We start from the raw sequence: 2,587 nt of genomic DNA, 5'->3' as shown, positions 1-2,587 counted from the left end.
ACCAGCCCCTGAGCGACAGAGGCAGCGTGTCAACGGCCACTCCAAAGTCCCCGGTTTTGGCCAGGTGGAAGTCCCCACCCTCTGCGGGGTTGATCACTGACTGATGTGCTCACCTCCTCGGCGTTGACGGGCTTGGCGCATGCGGTAGGACTGGCCGTTGGTGACGACGGTGGTGGCGTGGTGCAGCAGCCGGTCGAGCATCGAGACGGCGGTGGTGTGCTCGGGCAGGAATCTGCCCCAGTCCTCGAAGGAGTGGTGCGAGGCGATGCCCAGGGAGCGGCGTTCGTAGGTGGCGGCGACGAACCGGAACAGCAGCTGGGCACCGGTGTCGTCCAGCGGGGCGAAGCCGATCTCGTCGACCAGGAGGACGTCGTTGCGCAGCAGCACCTCTATGACCTTGCCCACGGTGTTGTCGGCCAGGCCGCGGTAGAGCGTCTCGACGAGGTCGGCCGCGGTCAGGTACCGGACCCGGTGGCCGGCGAGGACGGCGGCGTGACCCAGTGCGATGAGGGTGTGTGACTTGCCCGTGCCGGCCGGGCCGATCAGGGCCACGTTCTCCTTGGCACGGATCCACTCCAGGCTGGTGAGGTAGGCCCACGTCGGCGCGGGGATCGAGGACGCGGCCAGGTCGAAGTCCTCGATGGTCTTGAGCACCGGGAAGGTCGCGGCCTTGAGGCGTGCTCGCTCGTTGGAGGCGTCGCGGGCGGTGATCTCGGCCTCGACCAGGGCCCGCAGCACCTCCTCGGGAGACCAGCGTTGGGTCTTGGCCGTGACGAGCAGCTCGGGGGCGAGCTGGCGCATCGCGGCGAGCTTCAGCCGGCGCAGCCCCGCGGTCAGGTCCGCGTCCAGCACCGGCGGGGTGGATGCGCTCACGAGGACACCGCCTTGGTGGCCGGGGCGTACTCGGCCAGCGAGCGTCCCGTACTCGTGGGCAGGTCCAGCACGAGGGCGTCACCGGCCGGGCGCGGGGTGGGGACCCCGGTGCCGGCGGCCAGGATCGAGCGGACGTCGGCCGCGCGCCACCGCCCGAACGCGGTTGCTCGCTCCAGGGCGGCGACCATCGCGGCTTGCCCGTGGGCGGCGCTCAGGGTGTTCAGCTCGGCCAGCTCGGGGCCGAGGCGGGTGTGTCCGGCGCCGGCGGCGCCGGCGATGAACGCCTCGGCGGCCGGGCCGAGCGCGCAGAAGGCGACCTCCGCCGCGCTGCGCGGCCGGATCACCCGCACCGGTACCGCGGGACGAGCACCGCCGTAGTGCTCGTCCAAGACCGAGGCCTCACCCGGCGAGGTGAGCGGGTGCTCGGCGTGGACCTCACCGGTGCCAGTGTCCAGGATCAGCACCCGGGTGCCGTCGACGACCACGCCCACCTGGGTGCCGATGAGCCGGTTCGGCACCGAGTACCGAGCCGAGCCGAGCCGGATCGTGGACAGCTTGTCGACCTTGCGGGTCGCCGGTGCCGGCCCGATGACCGGGCGCAGCGAGGGCAGCTCGGTGAGCAGGTCGACCTCCTTGGCCAACCGCTCGTTCGGGACCGCGGCGATCTCTGAGTGGACCGCGGCGTTGACCTCCGCACACCAGTCGGCCGCGCGCTGGTTGGCGCCACCGAGGTCGGCCAGGATCCGCGCAGCCGCGGCCTGCTCCTCACCGTCGAGCCCTTGGGCGTGCTCGAGCAGCAGCGGCCGCAGGAGGTCGTCCTTGCCGTAGCGGACGAGAGCCTCGACGATGCCCTTGGACTCCGGGTCGGCCGCCTCGCAGAAGTCGGGACGGAACCGGTAGTGCGTGGCGAACCGGACGTACTCGGCCGTGGGCACGACCCGGTTGGCGACCACGCCACCCTTGAGGCAGCCCATCCGGTCGGCGAGCACCACCTTGGGTGTGCCGCCGAGGACCTCGAAGCACTCGGCCAGCATGCCCATCGTCGTCGCGGCCTTCTCATCAGCGGCGAAGCGGACGAACCGGAACCGCGACCAGGCCAGTACCGCGGCGAAGACGTGCACGCCGGCGATCACGCCCCAGTCGATGACCAGGTGCTCACCCGGGGACCAGGACGCCGGCCGGTGGGTCCGGCCGTGCTTGACCCGCCAGGTCTTCTTCTCCTCGGCGACAAGGCGGCGGAAGCTGCGCTCCGAGCCGGTGTACCCGGCCGCGCGGGCCGTGGGCAGCAACCGCTTGGCGCTGATACGCGCCTTGGCCGTGTCGACACCGGCGGCGACGAGGCCGCGCACGTCCTCGTAGTTCGCCGGCCGAGGCGCCTTGGCCGGGCGGCCCTGACCAGCGGCGTGGCGTAGCACGACCCGCTTGACGGTCTTGTGGGTGGTGCCGCAGATATCGGCGGCACCGCGGTAGGTGCCCACCATGTTGTAGGCGGTGATGATGTCCAACTCTTCCCTCATGTTCTTCAATGGAGCTCCCTGGGCGGTGCGGTGACTGGCTAGACACCGCCACCGTTCACCGTCCAGGGGCTCAACTCATGGACGACACGAGCAGAGGGTGGGGACTTCTACTTGGCCACCCGCGGGGACCTCACGTGGCCACCAGTGGGGACTTTGCCACGGCCATGGACAGGCGTCATGGAGGGCGACCTGGCGAT

At 71.0% G+C, this 2,587-nt stretch carries 2 protein-coding genes; both read right to left on the bottom strand.

The features are described 5' to 3' along the window. Positions 1-93: 93 nt before the first annotated feature. A complete protein-coding gene (gene istB / locus V7E09_RS15140) occupies positions 94-873 on the bottom strand; it encodes an IS21-like element helper ATPase IstB (RefSeq protein WP_324523679.1) in 780 nt (259 codons plus the stop codon). Continuing rightward, on the bottom strand, positions 870-2,399 hold the full coding sequence (gene istA / locus V7E09_RS15135) for an IS21 family transposase (protein ID WP_324523678.1): 1,530 nt from the start codon (positions 2,397-2,399) through the stop codon (positions 870-872). The genes istB and istA overlap by 4 nt, the downstream gene beginning before the upstream one ends. Positions 2,400-2,587 lie beyond the last annotated feature (188 nt).

The sequence above is a fragment of the Propioniciclava sp. genome, assembly GCF_036744435.1.
Taxonomy (GTDB): Bacteria; Actinomycetota; Actinomycetes; order Propionibacteriales; family Propionibacteriaceae; genus Propioniciclava.
The sequence above is the reverse complement of the archived record's forward strand: the minus strand, read 5'-3'. Positions and strand labels throughout refer to the sequence as shown.